15 protein-coding genes and 2 pseudogenes are annotated in these 17,119 nt (G+C 58.8%); 8 read left to right on the top strand and 9 right to left on the bottom strand.

The window, feature by feature from the left end; translation table 11 throughout:
* Positions 1-151 precede the first annotated feature (151 nt).
* Complete coding sequence (locus tag PHA8399_RS21655; protein ID WP_058288142.1) at positions 152-1,597, bottom strand: trypsin-like peptidase domain-containing protein; 1,446 nt, start codon at positions 1,595-1,597, stop codon at positions 152-154.
* Positions 1,598-2,197: 600 nt separating this feature from the next.
* The gene (locus PHA8399_RS21660; RefSeq protein WP_058288143.1) at positions 2,198-3,259 is read right to left on the bottom strand and encodes a DMT family transporter; all 1,062 of its coding nucleotides are present in this window, start codon (positions 3,257-3,259) and stop codon (positions 2,198-2,200) included.
* A gap of 701 nt (positions 3,260-3,960) precedes the next feature.
* On the opposite strand from PHA8399_RS21660, the gene PHA8399_RS21665 reads away from it, so the two are divergent.
* Both PHA8399_RS21665 and PHA8399_RS21670 read left to right on the top strand, forming a co-directional pair.
* Positions 3,961-4,323: a Rid family hydrolase gene (locus PHA8399_RS21665; protein WP_082649617.1), complete on the top strand. Its 363-nt coding sequence runs from the start codon at positions 3,961-3,963 to the stop codon at positions 4,321-4,323.
* Positions 4,298-4,990: an MOSC domain-containing protein gene (locus PHA8399_RS21670; protein WP_208856364.1), complete on the top strand. Its 693-nt coding sequence runs from the start codon at positions 4,298-4,300 to the stop codon at positions 4,988-4,990. Before PHA8399_RS21665 ends, PHA8399_RS21670 begins: the two co-directional genes overlap by 26 nt.
* A 355-nt stretch (positions 4,991-5,345) precedes the next feature.
* Here PHA8399_RS21670 and PHA8399_RS21675 read toward each other — a convergent pair whose 3' ends face one another.
* On the bottom strand, positions 5,346-6,155 hold the full coding sequence (locus PHA8399_RS21675; protein WP_058288146.1) for a class I SAM-dependent methyltransferase: 810 nt from the start codon (positions 6,153-6,155) through the stop codon (positions 5,346-5,348).
* Between the two features lie 132 nt (positions 6,156-6,287).
* Between PHA8399_RS21675 and PHA8399_RS22500 the strand changes: the two genes are divergently transcribed.
* Positions 6,288-6,518 carry a hypothetical protein gene (locus tag PHA8399_RS22500; RefSeq protein ID WP_145977110.1) on the top strand — a complete coding sequence of 77 codons (231 nt, stop codon included), beginning with the start codon at positions 6,288-6,290 and terminating at the stop codon, positions 6,516-6,518.
* Between the two features lie 219 nt (positions 6,519-6,737).
* Here PHA8399_RS22500 and phnE read toward each other — a convergent pair whose 3' ends face one another.
* From phnE to PHA8399_RS21695, 4 genes are read right to left on the bottom strand one after another with little or no spacing between them, the layout of a single operon-like run.
* Positions 6,738-7,481, bottom strand: coding sequence for a phosphonate ABC transporter, permease protein PhnE (phnE, locus tag PHA8399_RS21680; RefSeq protein WP_058288147.1), 744 nt, complete (start codon positions 7,479-7,481; stop codon positions 6,738-6,740).
* Positions 7,481-8,251 carry a phosphonate ABC transporter ATP-binding protein gene (locus tag PHA8399_RS21685; protein WP_058288148.1) on the bottom strand — a complete coding sequence of 257 codons (771 nt, stop codon included), beginning with the start codon at positions 8,249-8,251 and terminating at the stop codon, positions 7,481-7,483. The genes phnE and PHA8399_RS21685 overlap by 1 nt, the downstream gene beginning before the upstream one ends.
* Positions 8,248-9,105: a phosphate/phosphite/phosphonate ABC transporter substrate-binding protein gene (locus PHA8399_RS21690; RefSeq protein WP_058288149.1), complete on the bottom strand. Its 858-nt coding sequence runs from the start codon at positions 9,103-9,105 to the stop codon at positions 8,248-8,250. Before PHA8399_RS21690 ends, PHA8399_RS21685 begins: the two co-directional genes overlap by 4 nt.
* Positions 9,105-10,769, bottom strand: a complete 1,665-nt coding sequence (locus tag PHA8399_RS21695) for a cytochrome c peroxidase (RefSeq protein ID WP_244270279.1) — start codon at positions 10,767-10,769, stop codon at positions 9,105-9,107. The genes PHA8399_RS21690 and PHA8399_RS21695 overlap by 1 nt, the downstream gene beginning before the upstream one ends.
* 306 nt (positions 10,770-11,075) lie before the next feature.
* Between PHA8399_RS21695 and mntR the strand changes: the two genes are divergently transcribed.
* The 3 genes from mntR to PHA8399_RS21710 all read left to right on the top strand — a co-directional run bounded on the left by mntR (position 11,076) and on the right by PHA8399_RS21710 (position 12,859).
* Entirely contained in the window at positions 11,076-11,525 is a 450-nt protein-coding gene (gene mntR, locus PHA8399_RS21700; protein ID WP_208856366.1) for a manganese-binding transcriptional regulator MntR, read from the top strand.
* 637 nt (positions 11,526-12,162) lie between these two features.
* The gene (locus PHA8399_RS22990) at positions 12,163-12,480 is read left to right on the top strand and encodes an ankyrin repeat domain-containing protein (protein WP_369324001.1); all 318 of its coding nucleotides are present in this window, start codon (positions 12,163-12,165) and stop codon (positions 12,478-12,480) included.
* Positions 12,410-12,859 carry a c-type cytochrome gene (locus tag PHA8399_RS21710; protein WP_082649613.1) on the top strand — a complete coding sequence of 150 codons (450 nt, stop codon included), beginning with the start codon at positions 12,410-12,412 and terminating at the stop codon, positions 12,857-12,859. Before PHA8399_RS22990 ends, PHA8399_RS21710 begins: the two co-directional genes overlap by 71 nt.
* A gap of 1,283 nt (positions 12,860-14,142) precedes the next feature.
* Here PHA8399_RS21710 and PHA8399_RS21720 read toward each other — a convergent pair.
* Positions 14,143-15,720, bottom strand: coding sequence for an AAA family ATPase (locus tag PHA8399_RS21720; protein WP_058288155.1), 1,578 nt, complete (start codon positions 15,718-15,720; stop codon positions 14,143-14,145).
* Positions 15,721-16,225: 505 nt separating this feature from the next.
* Positions 16,226-16,441 (bottom strand): annotated as a pseudogene (locus tag PHA8399_RS22145) (transposase domain-containing protein); the annotation flags it as partial.
* 68 nt (positions 16,442-16,509) lie between these two features.
* On the opposite strand from PHA8399_RS22145, the gene PHA8399_RS22505 reads away from it, so the two are divergent.
* Positions 16,510-16,899: a hypothetical protein gene (locus PHA8399_RS22505; RefSeq protein ID WP_145976994.1), complete on the top strand. Its 390-nt coding sequence runs from the start codon at positions 16,510-16,512 to the stop codon at positions 16,897-16,899.
* Positions 16,896-17,119, top strand: a pseudogene (locus PHA8399_RS21730) (recombinase family protein); the annotation flags it as partial. The gene PHA8399_RS22505 and the pseudogene PHA8399_RS21730, both read left to right, overlap by 4 nt.

The following is a 17,119-nucleotide window of genomic DNA, read 5'->3' on the forward strand; positions in this document are numbered from 1 at the left end:
GGGACAAGAAAAACCTGTGGCCGATTCAGGATAAAATCAAGAAGTTTTGCAGGCGCTTACACAGAATTTTGGCGGTTTTTTGCCAAGGGCTTCCGTCCGCGGGCCGACCGTGGAAAACCCGCAGGTGAGGCGGCTGAAATGGGCTGCATTATTACTCTTCCGTGAAGCTGCCAGACTTGACTGAACGATGCACTGACTTGCTCCAGACCGGAACAAACAGGGCGGATCCGTTGCGCCAAACCCGGGCTAGGACGGCATCCTTGCGGCTAGAGGCCAGCCTGGCTTCGGCAGTGCGGAAAGCAGCCAGATCGGGCAGAGGTATTCCGTCCAGGTGGGTGATCACATCGCCGGGGGCGAGGCTGCCGGGCCGTTCCGCGCCACCGGTCCACACCAGCAGCCAGCCCTTCTCATCAGCTGGGATAGCCAGTTCGCGCCGTGTTTCGTCATCCGCTGGAACCGCGGCCAGCACTAGACCAAAAAAAGAAAGTTCCACCTCGCTCTGCGGTTCCTGCATTGCCATCCCTGCCGGGGCAGAGGCGATCCTGATCGCCTGTTGTGACGGCGTGCCGTTGCGCCACAGCGATAGCTCTGCGACGCTGCCTTCCGGCAGTCCGGCGATTAACTCAACCAAATGCTGTGTGGCGGTAACGTGGGTGCCGTTCACCGCCAGAACGATATCTCCAGGCTGCAGCCCGGCGGCCATGGCCGGAGAAGCGGGCTCAACCCTGGTGATGATCTCGCCTGCCTGCCCCTGCGCATCTGTGAGCGTGGCCAGCCCTGGCGTAAGCGGCTGGCTCTGGGCGCCAATATAACCGCGCGGCACCCGGCCGTTTTCCAGCAACTGGGCGGCGACCTCCATCGCGAGGTCGGCCGGTACCGCGAAACCCATTCCCGTGCAGCCCTCGCACCAGGACATCATGGCAGTGTTGACGCCCACCACATAACCGCCTGCATCGATTAGCGGGCCACCGGAGTCGCCGCTAACCACCGAGGCGTCGATCTGGATGAACCGGTCATAGGGGCTGGTCAGCAGATCGCGGTCCAGCCCGGCGATAATGCCTTCGGTCGCAGACAGGCCAAGGCCGAAGGGGTTACCCAGCACCACCACCCGGTGTCCGGGTTTAAGGCTGTCGGGATTGCCCCAGCCAAGAACCGGCAGCGGCTCATCTGCTGATATTGCTAGCAGCGCAATATCGGTGTGCTCATCCTGCCCGATCAGGATTCCCTCATAGGAACGGCCGTTTAGCAGGCTGACAATTATGGAACCTGCACCATTCACGACATGGGCATTAGTTACAATCAGACCGTCCGCACTGATAATGAAGCCGCTTGCCGAGGTGCCGCTTGGCTCCGGAGACGTTGGGTCGTCCTGTGCCAGAGCGTGGCCGGAGGTGTTTTTGCCGGCTACGGCATAGCCGCCATAGGTCCTGATCATAACGGTGGCAGGCAGGAGTTCTTCGACGATCGGCGCAAAAGAACCGGTGGAATCCAACTTGGACGGCTGTGGGTCGGATTGCGCCTGGACGGCAATGGGGAAGGCTAGCAGGCAGGCGGCTGCAATCTGCAGAGCTGCATTTCGGAAAAGGTCGATAGGCATAGACTGATCACGCGGGGTGGGTTGTACGCTGCGGCGTGAGACTTTCCGTCTGTCCAGCGGTCCGGCTGCACCTGCCGCAGTCCCGTAGAGCGGCAACACAGAGTAGACATGCAACTAGATGGCATCGATGCCGGGAAAGAAAAGATGCTGCCGCGGATTTTGTTTCGCAGGGTTGCAGGTCCTAACCAGTCCGGCAAATACTGTACTAGAGGCGTAGGACCTAGTGGCACTTGTCTTCTTGAAGCCTCTTTGGACCAAAATGCGGAATGTGGCTGGTAGGCTGAAAAGAACAAGCTGCCAAGTGTAGCGGGTTTTGGGGCGACAGCAGAGTGCCGGTCACGTGCTGCGCTAAACTGTGAAACGTTATAGAACACAGTCGGAGCGGCAGAGGCCGAACGCTGGAGGGGCATCGGGCTGCTCCTAGTTGTCTGCTTAACCATGCTCGCTTGATGAGAGAAAATGGGTTAAGCATCGCAAAATGCTCTGTTCGCAAACTCGGCATCGACGTACTGCAACCAGACATCGGATCCATTGCTAATTAGCTCGTGGGCACGCACTCGCTTCTTGGATATGTAATCCTGAGCCCCAGCGGCCCGTCGATCAGTTCAGCTGCTCTTCAGATTCATCAAGTTCCACCGCCTCCGCATCCAGCGCATCCTCCAGTACCACTGCGGGCGCACCTGGCGTAAAGACGGTCTGAGCGATGGGGGGATTGTCGGCCTCGGCGCGGTTGACGCGCAGTTCCCGATATGCGGTATACAGTCCGCTCGCTACGATCAGCACCATTCCAGCGAAAGTCGTGTAGGGCGGCACCTCTCCCCACAGCAGAAATCCGAGGGCCGCAGCCAGAGGCAGATAACTGTAGTCAAAAGGTGCAATCACGCTGGCGTTAGCGATTTGATAGGCGCGGGAAACCAGCGTGTAGGCCACTGTTCCGATACTCCCCAGCAAAGCGAGCATGGCAACGCCCTCCGCCTGAGGTACCGGCCAGCCCATGCGGAGGTGGCTCAATTCAGGTGTGATCACGATCATCTGCGACACGGCGTATCCCATCGGTACAATCAGAACACCTGAAAATGAGATTGTGTAAAGACCGATGGTCAGCGAGGTATCTTGCTCACCGATCTTGCGCACAATCGTCTGACTGATGGCATAAGTGAGAGCGCAAAGGAGCGGAAGGATGGCAATCCAGCCAAAACTGTCGCCTGCCGGGTTCATTGCAATTACTACACCTGTGAAGCCAACAAGCAGTGCTGCTGCACGGTGAAGCCCGATTTTTTCGTGTAGAAAAAGAGCCGCAAGTGCCGCTGTCATTAAAGGTGCCGAGAAAAACAGCGTAGTGACCTCAGCCAGTCCCATGAAGGGAAATGCTGAATAGAACATCGCGAATCCGGAGGCGAAAAGCATGGCCCGCGCCAGATACCACGGCCAGAGAGGGGTGAAGATGCGATGCGGTGCGCCTAGCCAAATGACGAGCGGCAGTAGAGTGATCAAGGCTACGATGGACCGGACAAATATCAGCATCCAAACCGGGTAATGGCTTAACATGTCCTTCATCAGAACGTCCTGCCCGACAAACAGGACCATCCCGGAAAGCACACAGGCGATCCCTTGGGTAGTGCGGGGCAGCGGCGGTGCGCCAATTTCGGGTGAGGCTGACATTAGGGCAGCTTGCAAATTCCAATAGGTTTGTCTTGCTCTGCAGCGACCTGAATGTCGAAAATACCTGATTGCGGGTACCAGCGAACGCATTGGTTTGTCTTGTATAGTGAACCGCAAAACCGGAGGGGGATATTGCATCCGCCTGGCGTGAACAGTGGCCTCAGGACCCAAGGAAGAAGCCACCCGCGCCAATGCCGTGGAGCAGCTTCGTCCTTGGGCTCTTCAAGGTCATCGGAAGCAGCGCAGCATCCAGCCGATTAGGTTCCGGCTAAGCGTTGAGGACGGCCCATTCCTGCCGTTCATCCATGACAGTGCTCGCCGCAGTGCGGCCCGTCAGACCGGACTTTCGCCGCGCTGCAATAATCTTTGCCTGCTCGAATTCACAGTTCGCGGGACGGAGCCGCCCTTTGCTCTTGCAGCTATTGCTGACGCAGCATCCGCTGAGCTGCTGCAGCAAACCTCTCGCTGCGATGCAATCCACTGTCGTCAAAATGGTCAATGAAAGCCGGGTTGAGGCGCGAATTTCAAACTGCCTATTCGCCGCAGTCTGGTCCTACAATAGAGACGCGGGACAAAACCGACATTCCGCAAAGCAGAAATCGGCGAGATACCTTGGTTGTTTCATAATAGAATTTCACCAAGCTCAACAAGGAAGATCAGATATGGCTGCAAATCGGAAATTGATCTCGAACGGGAACCCGATGGAGGAAATCGTCGGATTCAGCCGCGCGGTAAGGGTTGGCCCCTTCATTGCGGTAGGCGGGACAGCGCCTGTTGATTCCGAAGGGAAGACTGTTGGCGTTGGCGATGTATTTGCGCAGACCAAGCAGTGTTTTGAGATTATCAAAACGGCCCTGGAGGATGCAGGGTCGGGGTTGCACGACATCGTGCGGACACGTGTCATCCTCACGGATATCGAGAATTGGAAGCAGGCTATCGAGGCTCGAAAACTCTACTGCAAGGATGCCCGGCCAGTAGACACGATTATGGCAATTGACCGGTTTGTGAACCCTGAGTGGCTGGTGGAAATCGAAGTGGATGCCGTGGTTTCAGAACCGCGATAAGGCCGGGGAGGGCGCGATGCAGGTTTTGGCGCTTAGTGTCGCACGGCCTGTCGAGATTGAATACGGCAGCCGCAAAATATCGACTGGATTCTATAAAAGTGCGGTGGAGGGCCCGCGTATGGTGCGGGAGACCAATATCGACGGGGATCAGCAGGCCGACCTGACAGTCCATGGCGGCCCGCACAAAGCGGTCTATGCGTTTCCTGCGGAACACTACGAATTCTATCAAAACCAGCTGGGCCAGTCAGGCTATGCCTTCGGGCATTTCGGGGAGAACCTGACGACTGAGGGCATGCTGGAGACTGAAGTGCGCATCGGTGACCGCTACCAAATAGGGGAGGCACTGCTGGAGGTCTCCCAGCCGCGGTCGCCTTGCTTCAAATTCGGGATCAGGATGGGGGTTCGTGAAGCGATCAAAACATGCCTGGCAAGTGCCAGGACAGGGTTTTACTTCCGGGTCATCAGCGAAGGGAGCGTTGAAGCGGGCGATGCGATTGAACTCGCGCACCGGGACAATGGGGCGCCCAGCGTGACCGCGGTTCATAATCTCTACTATCATGAGAAACTGAATGAGGAATCTCTGGTTCAAGCCGTTGGCTGCCAGGCGCTGGCGCCGGGCTTCAAGGATGAGTTCATCGAGCGTCTGAAGATACTGCAGGCAAAATAACTCAGGCAGAAGCTCTGTTTCCGGGCTTCAATAGGTTTTCACAGGACTTGAAGCGATGGACTGCTGCTCATTGCTGGAATGACTTTATGCCGGGCAACGAACCGCACGCGGTAGTCGAGGCAATCTGATAAAAATTCACGTTTACAGACGTTTGACCAGAGTGTGCGGCGGCCTTTTGGGCACGAAACTTCTCCCATCCCTCCCTCCCGCTCCAGGCGCCGGCTTAGTGCTGGCTGGCGGATTTTTTCAAAGCATACAAACGTCCGGTCGCGATCCTGGTTCGAGCGACCTGATGCAGCGGCTCCGCATGGCAGCGTGGAGCCGTCTCCGGTCGTTGACCGAAAGCCTTGGCGCTTCAAACGGCGGTGGCGTTGAACAACCGGGCTGTCTGCGGCGAGATTAGATCATTGCCACGAAGCAAGTCGGAACATGTGGCCAGGACCTCGGAGACGATGCTTGCCATGACCTCCTCACCTCGTCCTAAGACCGCTGGTCCTACAGGGTTTCCGGTGATCTCCAGCGGTATGCTCACTTTCGGCTCGTGAATGACCCGTTCAACCGTCAGGTCGGTCGACCAAACATCGGCGAAACCGCATGAACACAGTAGTTCAGGTATGGCGTCAAGGCCCGCGTAGGTGAATGGCGCGAGAGAGCGCGTTGCGTCTTCTGGTGACACGTGGCGGCCGATGGCGTCTGCCAGTGCAAGGAAGAAACGGGACGGTTCGGCCCAGACTGTCAGAATGAACCGGCCGCCGGGCTGCAGCACGCGGCGAATTTCCTTCAGGGCCGCCTCTTCATCCGGAAAGAACTGAAAACCTTGCTGGCAAATGGCACTGGTGAAGGAACCATCGTTAAAAGGCATGCCGGTCACGTCGCCAGTGTGCCAACTGAAGGCGTCAGGAGTATTGCTTGTAACTCCGCGGGCCATCTCGATCATCCCTTCGTTGAGATCGATGCCGGTTATCGCCGCTTCTGGCGAGCTCCGTTCCCATAGGACACGGCTGACGATCCCGGTACCACAGGCTACATCCAGCACAACGTCTTTATTGGAGATTTCGATGGCGGACAGCGTCGCCTCGGCCAGCGGCCGGAAGATGGCTTTGACCTTTTGCTGCTCGTAGGCCGCTGCAGCGGCTTTACCAAGCTGGAACGTATCCCGTGCCATGCGAAGCTCCTCTCACGTGCTAATGCCTCGGACGCAAGCGAAGTCTACAGCTAACAAAGACTATTCTCCAAACGTCTGTTCAGTCCCGCGCGGCTTGATTTTGTGGTTCCAGATTTTCCGCAGGCTGCCGGAATGGCCGCATTTCCTGCTGCCGTGCAGCGGGCGGAATTCAGCGGTTGCAGCGGACTGCTGCGCTGCGTGCGCACGCAGCAATATTCCAGCACTTCCGGTGTGGGCTTTCCCGGCACCTTCGCCGTACCGGTCACAAATGGCCGGTTCGGGAAGCAACGCAGTTTGCTGCGTGGTGCGCGAACAGGTAAGACGCCGGACGGAGCCGCCATTGCCCTTCCTGTTTTTTGCTAACGTAGCATTCGCTCGCGGGTGCGGCACGCTCATCGCTGCGATGCAGCCGATGTCGCCAGACCGGTCATTCAATGCCAGTCTGGGGCGCGAAATTCGAACCGCCCTTTTCGTTGCAACCACGACCGGCTAACGAGGAGCGGACAAAGCCGCCACAGAGCTATTTCGCTCAAATGGCAGCTTCGCCTAATATAACCTTCATAATAATCTGGAAGGGTCCGCTCAGGAAAACCGCTTGTGCAGGGCGGAGTTGACCGCCTCCGACGCAAGCACAAGCACAACAATGGCCATGGTTACCGTCGCGGCCTTGTCATATTGGAACGAGCGAACGTAGGTCTGGACATAAAGCCCGATGCCGCCCGCACCGACAACGCCAAGGATCAGGCTTTCGCGCAGGTTCAGTTCGAAACGGAACACGGTGTCCCGCAGGATGACCGGCGCCATCTGAGGCCAGATCGCCCATCGCAGCTGCTGCGTGCGGCTGGCGCCAGCACTTTCCAGTGCTGCCACCGGGGCGGCGGCCACATTGTCGATCGCTTCGGCATAGAATTTCGCCAGCATCCCAGTTGCATGGAAGGTGATGGCGAGGATCCCGGGCAAGGGCCCAAGCCCCACCGCACCGACCATGAGCATCGCCACAAGGATCAGCGGAATGGAGCGGATCATCGCCAGAAGCCCGCGCACCGGGCGCCAGACGGCAGCAGGCACCAGGGTCTCGGCTGCGAGAACTGCCAGCCCAGCGGACAGGAGGACGGCAAAGAACGTGCCCAGGATGGCAATCCGGAGAGTCTCCGCCAGGCCTTGCAGAACTTCGCGCCAAACTGACAGGTCCGGCGGCATCATCCGTCCGAGGAACTCGCCCAGGCGCGGTGCCGCGCCGGGAAGCTTGTCCAGGCCCATTTCCGCGCTTGCGGCCGACCAGAGAATGGCCAGCGCCAGCACGATCCAGACCAGCCCCCGGCCCATCAGCTGACCACGCGCAGCCCGGCGCCAGGTGCTGCCCCATGATACAGCGCATCGATGTCATCGCTGGTGACCTGGCCGGATGGTTTGTCGAACTGCACTGCGCCGGCCCGCAGCCCCACAACCCGGCCCGCAAAACGGCGCGCCAGCTCCGGCTGGTGCGAGCTGAAGACAACTCCAATGCCGCGCTTGTCTGCCGCACCTGTGATCAGGCCGAGGATCCGTTCCGCATGGGCAGGGTCAAGGTTGCTCACCGGCTCGTCCGCCAGGACCAGCCTGGGCTCCTGCGCCAGGCAGCGGGCAATTGCCACCCGCTGGCGCTGCCCGCCCGAAAGCTGGTCGGCCCGGCGCCGGGCCAGGCCGGAAAGGCCGGTGTCTTCCAGCGCCGCGGCCACCTTGAGGTGATCCTGCTCGCCGAACCGTCCCCAAAGGGAGGGCCAGGTCCGCATCCGGGCAAGCCGCCCGTTCATCACATTCTGATAGACAGTCAGCCGGTCAACCAGCGCAAATTCCTGAAAGATGAACCCGGCACCGGTGCGCAGCTCACGCGGCAGAGCGTGCGTTGCCGAAAGCGGCACCCCCAGAACCCCGGCCTCGCCGTGCCAGCCGCGCAGGCGGCCGTCGAGCAGTGCGAGCAGGGTGGATTTTCCGGCGCCCGACGGGCCAAGCAGTGCCACCCGTTCACCCGGAGCAGCGCTGAGCGACACTTCGCGCAGCGCCGCGGCGCCGTCGAAGTGGTGGGACACTGCATTCAGGGTGAAGGCTGCTGTCATTTCAGATACCCGTAGCGCCGGGCGGTCTCGCGCACGCCTTCGTAAACGTCCCGGTCCGCCGCGATGTAGCCGTCCGGCCCATAGAGATACGCCAGCAGGTGGCGGTTGCCGGGCTCATTGAGCTGCAGCATGGTTTCGACGAACCTGGCCTGCACACCCTGATCCAAGCCGGGCCGGGCAACAACCGCGTGGCTTGGGATCTGTTCGCTTTCGGCCAGGACTTTGACTTCTGCCTGCTGATCCGGTGTCAGCAGAAGATCGGCATACTGGCTGGCGCCGGCGGCATCCACGAGGCCATTCGCCATGGCTTGCATCGCCTGCTGATAGCCCCCGGCGAAGAACTTCCGGCCAAAGAAATTGTCCGCATCGGCTGCATCGGCGATGAGCCCCTCGCGCACGAAAAGGTCAAGCGGGTAGAGATAGCCGGACTCCGACACAGGATCGGCAAAGGCAATGTCGCGCCCTTTGAGGTCGGCCAGCGTCTCGATGCCGCTGTCTTTGCGGACAAACACGCGGCCCGCATAGCTCGGCTGCCCGCGGTAGACCTCTGACAGCAGTGGCACGGCACCAATCTGATCCTCGGCCAGAACATAAGGCAGGGCGCCCATGAAAGATATGTCTGCATCGCCGTTGCGCAGCGCCTCGACGGCGGCGGCATGGTCGAAGGTCACAAACCCTGTCACCGTCATTCCCATGCGTTCGGACAGCCAGCCGGTGATTGCCCTGACGTCGCCCAGCAGCTTTTCGGGGTTTTCTTGCGGAATAAAGGCCAGTTTCAGTTCCTCACCCGCTGCCAAGGCTGGCGCGGCGAGGATTGCGGCCGATACGGCCAGAAAATTGCGGCGCGACAGCATCAGTACATCCTCTCGTCAATTTCAGCCTGCATTGCCTTGAACTGGCTCCACTGGAGGCCTGCCTCGTCCCAATCGCCGGCAGCGCTTGCATCGCCGACAGCCCGCAGGATGGCCGCGAATTTATAGATCTCCGGCTTGGAGTTTTGATTAACCATGACGCTTGCATCTGCCGCCAGATCAGGGGCGACCGTATCCACCAGAAGGGCGATATTTTGCGCATCCCGCATCGGCAGCAGCGTGTCGAGGGTACTTGCAAAGGTGGTCAGCTCTTCCCAGGACAGGCGGAACACGCTGTCGCGACCTTCAAACGCCTGATAGGGTTCCTCGCCATCTCCGACAGCCTCGAGGTAGGCGGTCAGATCGGCGCGCTGCGCCTCATCCAGCCCCAGATTCTTGCTTGCATCGAACCAGTCCACCACGCTGGCCAGCGTTGGCAGCGACCCGTCGTGCAGATAGGGCGCAGTGAAGTTGATATTGCGCAGGGTGGGGGTTTCAAAGTGGATTGGCGTGCCGCCCGGGAAGGGCGGTTCGGCAGTGCCGATGTCGTATGTGAGACCGTCGCGGAAGTTACGCTCGGGCGTGTGGCACGAGGCGCAGGAGCGGTCTCCCAGTCCGGTAAATTCAGTGTTGAACAGTTCTTCCCCGCGCTTGGCAGCGTCCGAGGCCAGATCCGTCAGCCTGCCCGCCCGGTCAATCTTCGGGTTCGGGAGGAAATCGAACTGTTTGACATACGCTTCCAGCGCGTCCAGCTGGAAGGGTGTCGGTTCCTCCCCGGCAAACTCGGTCACGATCACGTTGCGGATGAACCGCCGCAGGCTGGGCTCGCGCCCGTCGCGGCCGTAAGGCGCGGTAAACCGGATGCCCCGCATCGACGGCGTATCCAGATGGTCGTCCGCCCTGTCATTGAACATTGGGTTGAAGAAGGAACCGTCGACATCCATGCCACCCGCATATTTCGACAGTCCGGGGATGAAGAAGTCCCGGTTCACGTCCGAACGGTTGTGGCAGGTGGAGCAGGCAATACCCAGTTCGCGGGCCGGGGCGCCAAAGATTTCCGGGCTGTCGAACAGCATGTCACCATAGGCAACCAGCGGCAGGTTGGCCTCATCCTCGCCAGCTTCTTCGAATTGCAGCACCAGCCGGGGCAACTCCCGCTGATCGGCGATATTCGACCCCGGCGGCAAGGTTGCAGGCAGCGTTACCGGCGTTCCCGAGCGCACTGCGCTTTCGGGGACCGGGGTCAGCTTTTCGCGTTCCGCATAGGCGGCAGGCAAATAATTCTCCGTAAGATAGGTTTCGAGCGTTGCATGTGCTGCGGCAAAGCGCTCTGCATCGGTCTCTTGTGCCCCATGGCCAAGCACGCCAGCGGTGCCAAGCGAGGAGTTCAGGACGAGCCATGCCCGCCCCAGATCCCGCGCAGCTTTGGCATCAGCTGCCTTGATGCCGTCCTCGAAGGCGCGGAACAGCGCTTCGGCCTTGGCAACCTCATGTGCTGCGTTGGGCTGTCCAAGCGCTGCCTCCGCCGCCTCCAGGTGACGCAGAATACCCTGGGCCACGACCGCCGTGGCCGCCTCGAACAGCGCCTGGCGGTCTTGTGCTGCAAGCGCCGCGCTGATCGCACTGGCCTCAGCCGGGGTGACCCGCGACATGGCATCTTCAGACAATGCGCTGCCTGGCGCCGGTGCGGTCCAGCTGTTTTTGATTTTTTCCCAAGGAACCGGGGTCAGGTTCCCCATGAACAGTGTCAGGCGATAAGCGGCGGAGCGCGGCGCCCAAGGGGCTTGCTCAACCGCTGTGGCCCCGGCGGCCACCGGCAAAAGGCCGACCAATGCCGTTGTGATGAGTTTTTTCATGGCTGAGCCTACAAAAGTTAGCTTTGGCTAAATTTTGTAGTTTCTTCTATACCGTTGTCAACCCGCTTTGATGCAGGCATACAGGGAGGCCAAACTGACCGCGGCCTTATGAGCAACATGACTGACACCAACGAAAACGCCCTCAGCCGAAGCCCGGACGAACAGGCAAGTGGGTTTGAGGCCGTGCGCACGGCTCATCAAAGCGAGATGGTCGAAGACTATGTCGAGCTGATTGCCGAGCTGATACAGCTGAATGGCGCAGCCCGGCCTGTCGAAATCGCCGAGCGGCTTGGCGTCACCCAGCCTACGGTTTCCAAGAACCTGAACCGCCTGAAACGGGAAGGGCTGATCCTGCAGGAGCCCTACCGTTCGATACGCCTGACGGAAGAAGGCCGCGAGCTGGCCGAAGCCTGCCGCCAACGGCACAGGATCGTGGTGGATTTCTTGGTGGCTCTTGGCGTGTCTCAAGAGGTGGCTGAATACGACGCCGAAGGTATCGAACACCACGTCAGCGAAGAAACCCTCGCCGTGTTCCATGCCTTCACCAAAGAGCGGGCCAAGGGGTGAATTGTTGCTCGCTCTGTTGGTGAATGCCTGCTGAAGCAACCAGCGCACCACCCTTGCCCCTCATTAGGTTTGCTTTGCCTTTCCGCACCAGTGGGATCCTCTACTGGCACCAATCGGTTGTGTAGCTCTCACTCGATGTCCATTTACAACGCTTCACGCTCATTGGTTTGAGGCGCAGCATTTGGCGAATTGGGCTCTCATCAAGATTTCGCCGCTACCGGGCCGAACCACGGCTTTGCGCGCGCGGGTGGCAGCGCATCACCGGAAACGACGCAGGAACAGCCCCTTGGCCAGAACTGTCGATGGCCGTTTCCTGCCCAAGCACGACAAGGGCCTTTCTGCACAAGCATTCGGCGGCTGAGAGTCCGTAGCAGGCCTTTGCGGACCGGAGATTTGGCACAGAAAACGTGCTAATATCCCGGTACATATGTTCGCCAAGAAAGGAGAGAGTCCAATGAAACCTCTTTTCGCAAGCCTTTCTGCGACGGCACTTTGTGTTCTGCCTGCGCTCGGATCCGATGCCGGTGAAGTAGCAAATGCCGCGCGTTCGGGGGATGTCGCCGCGTTGACCGGCCTTCTTGCGAACGGCGCGCCGTCAGACGAACCGGGGGTCGCCAACCCGCTTCACTTCGCGCTCATGGCGGGCCACGAAGAAGCGGCGCGCATCTTGCTGGAATACGGTGCCGATCCCAACGCCGATACCGCGCTTGGCACCCCGCTGATGGTTGCAGCAGGGCGGGATCGGACGGAGCTTATTGAGCTGCTGCTTGACCACGGTGCCGACCTTGAAGCCACCGGAGGGCGTGAAGAACGCACGCCGCTTCACTCAGCTGCCGCTTCAGGTGCGGTGAGTCCGGGCACTCCTCAAGTCCGGTGCCAACCCGCTGGCGCGCGCAAAGTTCGGCGATCCGCCGTTGCATCTGGCCGCTCAGAAGAACCACACGGCAGTTGCTGAAATTCTGCGCGAAGTAACAATTTGGGAGCCGCCCCAACCGCCAACCGAAGGCGACCTTCAGGCGGCAGGCAAGGAAAAAGGCCGGGTCGCCGTTGAAACGTGCAAGATATGCCACCCGCTTGAAGCGGGTGAAGTCTCCAAAGGGCCGACCTTGTGGAACATTGTTGGAAGGCCTGTTGCCGGTTCTGAAAACTACCGGTATTCCAACGCCCTGCGCCAGGACGGCGGAGTTTGGGATATCGCAAAGCTTGATGCATTCCTTGCAGATCCAAAGATGGCTTTGCCAGGCAACATGATGGCAACCAGCAATGATCGTGTCGAAATCGCGGATCAGGAAATCCGCTGGTCTTTGATTGCCTATCTCACAACCCTCAAGTGACGCCTTTTTCTTCGCCAAGTTGCGAGAGGGGTGTTCACCAATCAACGGCAACTTCGTCCCGCGACCTGTAGATTGCCCGCTTCATCGTCGCTGCGCGCTGAACCAATGGCCGGTATTTCCGCCGCCGCGCGGCGGAACACTTTGTGCCAACGCAGCGATATTCACGCTGCGGGCGCGCGCAGCACAAAATCACAATGACTGGGACGGGCTCATAGCTGGCCTCGGGTGCAACGCAGCATCAGGGCAATAGAAACAACTTCCACCGGCGAGAACGGCCCAGAGCCGACCGTCGTGCCTGGCACGGAGCGTGACCGGTCCCTGGCCCTTTCCTGCCCTTCGGGCCGGACGCAGCGGATGACCGGTCCCAGCTAAACAAGGCAGACGGGGTGGCAGCCTTCCAGATTCGGCGTGATTGCGGAGCAGTTCGATTAAGCTCTGAAGCCCCCATTGCAAAACCAATCACTATGGGACGCTGCTTCGTATAACGCGCCGTCCCAAGAATTGAGGCTAACGTCGGCACAACTCAAGCTCCTTTCCAGCAGATCCGCGCTGACCGCATCAGCTCCGGCTGCGTCGTAAATATTGGATAGAGAGCGTCGGATGTTTTGTATTTGTCGACCGGCTTGGGACGCATAGAGCCTCGCCAGCTTGAGTTTATCGAAGTGCCTCCTAACCCTTGACGACGTCGCGTCCGTCCATTCTTCCGGCGGATCGACATGGAACGCCGCTCCAGGCGGAGAACCCTCCACGATTGTGCCAAACAGCCAGCGATCGGCAGTAAGGTCGTCATAGTAAGCGTGTAGGAACTGTGTCTCAGTCGAGTTAGGACCAGAGGTCCCCTTGTTGTGGTTGCAATCCTTGCAGCATGGGATGAGGTTTAGGGGGGTGAGTGCGAGGGCAGGGTGCCGCGCCTTAGGCAGGGAATGGTCCAGCGTAGAAACCGGTAGATGTCCGCAGAATGGGCATTGTCCGTGTACGGCAGCCATCATAATCTTGTCGTAGATTTGCCGGCCACGGCTCTTCTGTCGCGCCAGATGACGGTCGTATAGCTGCTCCATCTCCTTTGCTGTTACAGGGCCATTGGCTCCGGCAACGGTATCTGCCTCCACAACAAGATGGAGCTCAGTCGCCGCAGCTCTGGCATCAAAGTCAGTTTCGGCTTGTTCTATTTGCTCTCGGATGCCTTCGAGGCGCGTCTTCTTGGCAGCATCCGCGATCCCTTGTGCGCAAGTATCAAAGATATCGAGTGCAGTGAGCTCCGGCCGGGGGGCAGTCCACATGTGTTAGCCTTCTTGCTCTCGCACGGCGATCAGCGAACGGACGATGCTTCTTGCTTCGTCACCCAGCTGTCCATTAAAGCGTGCGAGGACTTCTTCATATGTGAGGTCGTCGCGAACGGCGTCGGTTAACATTTTGTGAAAACCGGAGTTTGTAACTTCGAGGCCAAATATCTCTTGGGTGAGTGTTCCGACATTTTCGCCAAAGGTTTCAAAAATTGGTCGCTCAATGCGTTTCTCACGGCCGCTCCTCCATATCCTCCAGACACATGTTTTAGGAACCTCTTGGAGGATTACTGGCGAGTGGGTGGCAATTACCGCCACTCCATTTCGATTGATGAGGAGATCAGACAGTGAGCGAATGAATGCGGAAAGCAGTGGCGGATGAAGATGGGCTTCCGGCTCATCAAGCAATACCAAGGATCGTTCCTCAATCGCCTCCACAAGTCGGGTGATGGTCAGAACAACGATCTTGTGGCCAGAACTTAGCTTTGAATAGAGCTGCCTTGCATCCTTGCGGAGTTTATTGAAAGCTTCGCGCGTTTCGTTCTCAGCTTGCAACCCTTCGAACGTTTCGATTAACTGCCATATTTCCGCTTGTTTGAAGATAGGGTCAGATTCCAAAAGGGATAACGCACGCCGCCACCGCTCCTGCTTCGATTTCTGGGTGAGGATTAATTGCACAGACCTTCCGAAGTCTGCGGCAAGGTCATCCGTAGATTTTGGCGGCTTCTTCGTACCATCTTCGTTTCGGCCAGTATGTTTTAGGCCGATATATTGGTAACGGACTCGGGATAGTTTGTTCTCGGGAATGGAAAGTGGCTCGAACGGGTCGAACGCACTAAAGGTTACGGCGATGATGTTCGAGAAACTTTCCGAATCTTCGAGGCCAAGATCGTCAATTTCGTCCCAGCGGAAGTCTCCAAAATTGCCTTCTTCGGGGCGAACAAGGGCGTTTGTCATTTGTTCAACTGTATATGTCTTCCCGACATTATTTCGACCGATAAGAACATGAACGTTGGTCGGAGGGTAAGTCTCCGGATGAACTGCAAAATTGTAGGTAGGCGGTAGGCTGTTTGCCCCCCATGGGGGTGGCGTGTAGGAGAATGCATATTCAGTCAGACGTGCGCCGCCTTGCGCCATTCTCCGGTACTGACCTCTAACCGATTGATCTGAAACAGATCTCAGCAGCGAAACGCCAGTTACCTTTTCCTCCAAAGCGCGCTCGAAGAGGTCGGCATCGCGTGCGACATCTCTCATGGCCTCCAGGAACTCATCCCGAAAGGCGTCACCGAGTTCGTTGACCGCCTGGTAGTAACTATCATCCTGCCCGAGCGAAAAAAACCTCTCATCAAGCTCATTGAACTCGTCAGGGATATTTGGCCGCCGCTGATCGGCGATCATCTCAAACTCACCAATTTTCACTTCGCCAATGCGGTGTTTCTCTCCGGCCTCATCGAAGTAAAACACTACATACATCGTGCTATACTTGAACCAATCGTCCCAGCCGTCGGTAAGCAGGAAGACCTTGTTTACCTGCCCTTCCGGCAGACTTCCACGGTACGAAATGACTTGAAAATCCATGATTTCACGAGGCTATCAGAACAATCGTCCTTGTCCAGCCGCAAGCATCAGTGCGCGTGCCCCCGTCGGGTCAAGGCAGTCGTAAAGCCCGCGCTTGCAGGCTGGGCCATTTAGAGACCCGCTCCATACTATATCCGAGTCCGTGGCCCACTGACCGGCCCCGGTGCCGACGTCCATCTTAATTGTCTGGACCTGACAGGTTCTCTGGCTGCCAGGCCGAAAGACCGCTTCTGCGCGATCGCGGTCATTCGTGCAAGGCGCAGCAAAGGTCGGCTCTCCGCCCTTATTGTGGGAGAAAAGAAGGTCGAAAGGAAGTGGTCTTGTCCTCACCGGGCTGATTGCCGCCGTCTGCAGGGGTGTTTGTAACCCGACGTGATGCCCAAGCAAGGCAGTCTAAAGGCTATGCCGCTGCAATAGCATTTGCGAACGTAAATCCCAAGCATGCGTGAACCACTCTTATATCTGCAGGATTTTCTGTAAGCGGCGTCTGGAGGGCACCGGGCTTTCAGCTTGACGGTGGGAAGTTCCAGGGGAGAAGTTCGTCGAGCCGGCTGGCAGGGTGACCTGCAGCGATGGCTTCGAGGGTGGCCTTGAGGTAGGCAAAAGGCTCGACGCCGTTGATCTTCGCCGTCGCAATAAGCGAAGCGATGCGGCCCCAGGCGCGGCCGCCTTCGTCGTGACCAGCAAAGAGCGCATTTTTTCTCGTCAGGGCCAGTTCCCGTTCATTCTGCCCATGTCGGGCAAGTTTACCGGGTTCATTATCGATGGCATGCCTATTTTGGCTCGGACGTGAAGGTTTTCCGCACGCTCAATCGCGGTGATGGCCAACATGTTGGGATCGAGCGCGATGCGGGGATCGCGATCCTGGCACCCGCTTGGATTCTGGATGCTTCGGTTTGTCAGAGTTTCGAGCTTGGCGCACCTTTGGTGTCCACGGATGCGCTTTTCGAACTTCATTCGGTTCTCGGGCACCTCGGTTTCCGGCGAGGGTTGAATGGTGACGAGTCACCCATGGAGGCCCCGAATGAAGCATCACAGATCCTCGACACCAGCCCAGTTGCCGCTGCCGTTATCGCCGGCACCATCGCTGACGGAACCGGAATACCGGTCGATGGTGACAGCCCTGGCGCAATTGCTGCTGACCGCGGCAAAAACCGGTCCGGGAGGGCACAGCAATGAATGACATGGCCCTCACGTTTCCACCGGAACTGCTGAAGCGTCAGGCGGTGATCTACGTGCGCCAGTCGACGCAGAGCCAGGTTATGACGAACCTCGAAAGCCAGCGCCGGCAATACGATCTTGTCGAGATGGCCCGCGGATATGGATTTGCCGGGATCGATGTCATCGACGACGACCTTGGTGTATCGGCCAGTGGCTGTCACGCCCGCCCCGGCTTCGA

The organism is Leisingera aquaemixtae (genome assembly GCF_001458395.1).
Lineage (GTDB): Bacteria > Pseudomonadota > Alphaproteobacteria > Rhodobacterales > Rhodobacteraceae > Leisingera > Leisingera aquaemixtae.